Below are 4,852 nucleotides of genomic sequence, written 5' to 3'. Positions count from 1 at the left end.
TTTGCAGCCGTAAAACGGGCCGCGCCGGGGGCGCGCCGCACGGCCCCGCCGCCGCCCGGGCCGCTTCCGGCGCCTCCGGCGCCCCCGCGGCCCCGCTTGACATCCCACTTTCACGCGGCTACAATGACAGAGATGGGATATCTGACAGAGGAGGTTTGGCAATGCAGAGCTTTTCTTACTACTCCCCGACGCGCGTGGTGTTCGGGAAAGAGACGGAGGCGCAGGTGGGCTCACTCATAAAAGGGGAGGGCGGCAGCCGGGTGCTGGTGCTCTACGGGGGCGGCAGCGCGGTCAAAAGCGGGCTGGTCGGCCGGGTGACGGACAGCCTGGATGCGGCGGGGCTCGCCCATGAGACGCTCGGCGGGGTCAGGCCCAATCCGCGGCTTGCCTTTGCGCGCGGGGCGCTCGAACGGGCGCGGGCGTTTGGGGCGGATTTCCTGCTCGCGGTGGGCGGCGGAAGCGTCATCGACACGGCCAAGGCGGTCGCGCTGGGGCTGGGAAATCCCGGCGTGGACATCTGGAAGTTCTGGACGCGGGAGGCGGCTCCCGCGGGCTGCGCGCCGGTGGGGGTCGTACTGACGATTCCGGCGGCGGGCAGCGAAACGAGCAGCTCGTCGGTGCTGACCGACGAGGAGACGGGGGAGAAGCGCGGGCTCGGCAGCGATCTGGTGCGGCCCCGCTTTGCGGTGATGAACCCGGAGCTCACGGTTACGCTGCCCGTCTATCAGGTGGCGTGCGGCGTGGTGGATATCATGATGCACACCCTAGACCGGTATTTCTGCCCAATCCTGGGCAACGAGCTGACCGACCAGATCGCCGAGTCGGTGCTGCGGGTGACGGTCGAAAAGGGCCGCGCGGCGGTCCGGGACCCGCACGATTACGACGCGATGAGCGAGCTCATGTGGGCGGGGAGCCTCTCCCACAACGATCTCACCGGGCTGGGCGGGGTCAAGGATTTCGCACCCCACCAGCTCGGGCACGAGCTGTCCGCGATGTTCGACGTGGCGCACGGCGCGAGCCTTTCGGCGGTGTGGGGTTCGTGGGCGGACTACTGCTGGGAGACGAACCCGGCGCGGTTCGCGCGCTACGCGAAAAACGTCTGGGGCATCGGCGGCACGGAGGAAGAGGCGGCGCGCGCCGGCATCGGCGCGACGGTGGACTATTTCCGCTCGCTCGGGATGCCGACCTCTCTGGGCGAGCTCGGCATCGGGGTGCAGGAGGACGCGGTGCTGCAAAAGCTCGCGGTTAACTGCATGTACGGCGGAACCCGCAGGGTGGGGACCTTCCGGGTGCTCGACGCGCCCGACGCCTACGAAATCTACCGCCGCGCCAACCACTGAAAGCTTTCGGGGCCAAGGGGCTTTTTCAAAAGCCCTCCCTGCCGCTCGCCTTCTTTCGTTTCTCCTGCAAAAGAAAGAGGCAGAAAAAATGCCCGGCGTTCCGAATGGAACGCCGGGCATTTTTTCACCCACGGCCTTAAAAGAGGTGGAAGAAACGTTTGATTCTCAGAGGCGGAAGACCGCTTCCGTGATCAGCCAGAAGAAGCCGCTCAGGCCGTTGCTCAAAAAGGCGAGCGGCCGGTCGAGGATGCCGGTGAAAAGCAGTACCATCATGATGAGCGCGCCGTACCGCTCGTAGCGCATGTAGCCGAAGTATTTGTCCTCGGGCAGCACCGCGCCGAGCACCTTGGAGCCGTCGAGCGGCGGCACCGGGATGAGGTTGAAAAGCCCCAGGCCGGTGCTGATCGCGGCGGTGTAGAAGAGCAGGTAGTAGACATAGCGCACCACCATTCCCACATAGCCGCCCGTGAGCTTGAGGATGAGCCCCATGCCCAGCGTGCAGACGAGGGAGATGAGAAAATTCATGCCCGGCCCGGCCAGCGCGGTGAGCACCATGCCCTTTTTGCGGTTCTTGTAGTAGCGGGGGTCTACCATCACCGGCTTTGCCCAGCCGAAGTGGAAGACCAGCAGGCAGAGGGTGCCGATCGGGTCGAGGTGGCGCAGGGGGTTGAGGGAGAGCCGCCCGGTCGCCCGGGGGGTGGGGTCGCCCAGCTTCCACGACGCCCAGCCGTGCGCGAACTCGTGCAGCGAGATTGCGATAAGCACGGCGGGCACCGTGTAGATGAGGGTCGGGATCAGGTTGGAAATCCATCGCATCGGTCTGGTTCCTCACAGTCGGGCGGGGTTCACGCGTTTAAAATCCGCATGAACTCCTCGCCGGTAATCGTCTCCTTTTCGAGCAGGTATTTCGCCAGCTCGTGGAGCTTGGAATCGTTCTCACGAAGAATTTTGACGGCCTTGTCGTGCGCGTCCCGGATGATGCCCATGACCTCCTGGTCGACGCGGGCCGCCGTCTCGGCGGAGCACTCGAGCGACGCGTCGCCGCCGAGGTAGGGGTTCTGGACGGTCTCGAGCGCGACCATGCCGAAGGCGTCGCTCATGCCGTAGCGGGTGACCATCGCGCGGGCGAGCTTGGTGGCCTGCTCAATGTCGCCCGCGGCGCCGCTCGTGACCGACTGGAAGACGACCTCCTCGGCCGCCCGTCCGCCCGTGAGGGTGGCGATCTTGTTCAGGGCCTCCTCCCGGGACATGAGCACCCGTTCGCTCGCGTCCACCTGCATCGTGTAGCCGAGCGCGCCCGAGGTGCGGGGCACGATGGTGATCTTGTGGACAGGCGCGGAGTCGGTCTGCCTGGCGGCGACGAGCGCGTGCCCGATCTCATGGTAGGCGACGATCTCCCGCTCGCGCGGGGAGATGACCGCGTTTTTGCGCTGGTAGCCCGCGATGACCACCTCGACCGATTCCTCAAGGTCGCTCTGGTTCACGAGGGCGCGGCCGTACTTGACGGCGCGAAGCGCGGCCTCGTTGACGATGTTGGCAAGCTCGGCGCCCGAGGCGCCGGCGGTCGCGCGGGCGATCACGCCCCAGTCGATGTCCGGTTCGGTCCTGACATCCTGCGCGTGTACGCGCAGGATCGCCTCGCGGCCCGCGAGGTCGGGCAGCTCGACGGGGATGCGCCGGTCGAACCGGCCGGGCCGCAGCAGCGCCGGGTCGAGCGATTCGGGCCGGTTGGTGGCGGCGAGGATGACGACGCCCTTGCGCCCGTCAAAGCCGTCCATCTCGGTGAGCAGCTGGTTGAGGGTCTGCTCTCGTTCGTCGTTGCCGCCCATCACGCCGCTTTCGCGCTTTTTGCCGATCGTGTCGATCTCGTCGATGAAGACGATGCAGGGGGCCTTCTCGTTGGCCTGCTTGAAGAGGTCGCGGACCTTGGCCGCGCCCATGCCCACGAACATCTCGACGAACTCGGAGCCCGAAATCGAGAAAAACGGGACGTTCGCCTCGCCGGCCACCGCCTTGGCGAGCAGCGTTTTGCCCGTTCCGGGAGGGCCCACGAGCAGCGCGCCCTTGGGCAGGTTCGCGCCGATTTCCGCATATTTGCTGGGGTTGTGGAGAAAGTCGACGATCTCGGAGAGGGCCTCCTTGGCCTCGTCCTCGCCCGCAACGTCCTTGAAGGTCTTGCCCGTCTGGGCCTGCACATAGATTTTGGCGTTGGCCTTGCCGAAGGTCATCGCGTTGCCTCCGCCGCCCATGCGCTTCTGCATCGAACGCATGAAGAACTGCCCGAGCAGGGCGAAGATGGCCAGCGGCAGAATCCAGGTGAGCAGGAAGGTCATCAGGGGAGACGCCTTCTCCGGCACGATGTTGGAGAATTTGACCCCCTTCTCATAGAGGCGGTCGACCAGCCCGGTGTCGTTCGGCATCTGCCCGGTCATGTAGAGGTCCATCTGCCGGGGATTCTTTTCGCCGGGGATCGCGTAGTAGACGTACCCGTCCTTGAGGTTGGCCTCGGTGACCCTGCCCGCTTCCACGTCGCCCATGAAGGTGCCGTAATCGACCTCGGTGACCCGCGGCTGCAAAAGCAGCGGGAAGACGAAGATGTTGAGCAGCATCATGACAAGCATGACCATGACGACGTAATACAGCAGCGGTTTTTTCGGGATTTTCGGTTGTTCCTGCATATGAATCATCCTTTCCGGTCAGGGGTTCTCTTGATTGGAGCCGCGCCTCTGGAGCAGGAGGCTGAGCCTCTGCATGCCGTCGAGGATCGCCTCGGCGGCCGCTTCGTCCAGCGGCGGGAAGGCGCGGGTGACCGTCCGGCGGCCCGCCTCGGTCAGCGTGATGCGCACCACCCGTTCATCCCGCGGGTCGCGGGAGCGTTCGAGCAGGCCCGCGCGTTCGAGCCGCTTGCAGAGCGCGGAGACGTTGGCGCCCGCCGCGCAGACCCGCCTGCTCAGCCCGCTGACCGTGCAGCCGTTCGCCTGGCGGATCTCAAAGAGGACCCGCATCTGCATGATCGTCAGCCCGTAGCGGTCGATGATCGGGTGGAACACGCCGTTCATCCGGTCGGTGATGTCCCGCATGAGCACCCAGATCTGGTTTTTAAATTCCGCAGGCTCCATGGCGCCGTTCGCCTCCCGTCCTTAAATTAGTTATAAACTATCTATAATATAAAATGTAGATATGTAGAATCATAGATAAATATGTAAAGAAGCTGTGAATTTGGGGTTTGCCGCTCGGGGAGCGGCGGAGTCCTCCTTGGGTTTTCCGCCCGAGGGTCGGAGGGCTTTTGATCGCGCTCCTCCGGGGCGCTTTAGATGTGCCGCCTTCGGCGGCAAGGATTGCCGGGTCCCGCCCCGGCGGGGATGTTCTTAGATATTCCACCCTGCGGTCGGAGGCCTGCCGGTAGTCGACCGGCGGCGAGTGACTTTCTTTACGTCAAAGAAAGGAACCAAAGAAGGACGCCTAAGAACCCTCCGCCGGGTTCTTAGGAATCTCCGGGAGTACCTTGCCAA

At 64.7% G+C, this 4,852-nt stretch carries 4 protein-coding genes; 1 reads left to right on the top strand and 3 read right to left on the bottom strand.

The features are described from left to right. The first annotated feature begins 161 nt into the window (after window positions 1-161). Complete coding sequence (locus tag RDM88_RS11875; protein WP_308755041.1) at window positions 162-1,340, top strand: iron-containing alcohol dehydrogenase; 1,179 nt, start codon at window positions 162-164, stop codon at window positions 1,338-1,340. A gap of 165 nt (window positions 1,341-1,505) precedes the next feature. Here RDM88_RS11875 and RDM88_RS11870 read toward each other — a convergent pair whose 3' ends face one another. The 3 genes from RDM88_RS11870 to RDM88_RS11860 are packed head-to-tail and all read right to left on the bottom strand — an operon-like array spanning window position 1,506 to window position 4,459. Further along, window positions 1,506-2,156, bottom strand: coding sequence for a site-2 protease family protein (locus RDM88_RS11870; protein ID WP_308755040.1), 651 nt, complete (start codon window positions 2,154-2,156; stop codon window positions 1,506-1,508). A gap of 29 nt (window positions 2,157-2,185) precedes the next feature. After that, on the bottom strand, window positions 2,186-4,018 hold the full coding sequence (gene ftsH, locus RDM88_RS11865) for an ATP-dependent zinc metalloprotease FtsH (RefSeq protein WP_374045466.1): 1,833 nt from the start codon (window positions 4,016-4,018) through the stop codon (window positions 2,186-2,188). An 18-nt stretch (window positions 4,019-4,036) separates the two neighbouring features. After that, window positions 4,037-4,459 carry a MarR family transcriptional regulator gene (locus RDM88_RS11860; RefSeq protein WP_308755038.1) on the bottom strand — a complete coding sequence of 141 codons (423 nt, stop codon included), beginning with the start codon at window positions 4,457-4,459 and terminating at the stop codon, window positions 4,037-4,039. Window positions 4,460-4,852 lie beyond the last annotated feature (393 nt).

It is taken from the genome of uncultured Anaerotruncus sp., assembly GCF_902490045.1.
In the GTDB taxonomy this organism is placed as follows: Bacteria; Bacillota; Clostridia; order Oscillospirales; family Ruminococcaceae; genus Anaerotruncus.
The sequence above is the reverse complement of the archived record's forward strand: the minus strand, read 5'-3'. Positions and strand labels throughout refer to the sequence as shown.

Bases quoted from the DNA above. Each gene is read 5' to 3' on its own strand.
- RDM88_RS11860 (WP_308755038.1), bottom strand. From the start codon at position 4,459: ATGGAGCCTGCGGAATTTAAAAACCAGATCTGGGTGCTCATGCGGGAC.
- RDM88_RS11870 (WP_308755040.1), bottom strand. From the start codon at position 2,156: ATGCGATGGATTTCCAACCTGATCCCGACCCTCATCTACACGGTGCCC.
- RDM88_RS11875 (WP_308755041.1), top strand. From the start codon at position 162: ATGCAGAGCTTTTCTTACTACTCCCCGACGCGCGTGGTGTTCGGGAAA.
- ftsH (WP_374045466.1), bottom strand. From the start codon at position 4,018: ATGCAGGAACAACCGAAAATCCCGAAAAAACCGCTGCTGTATTACGTC.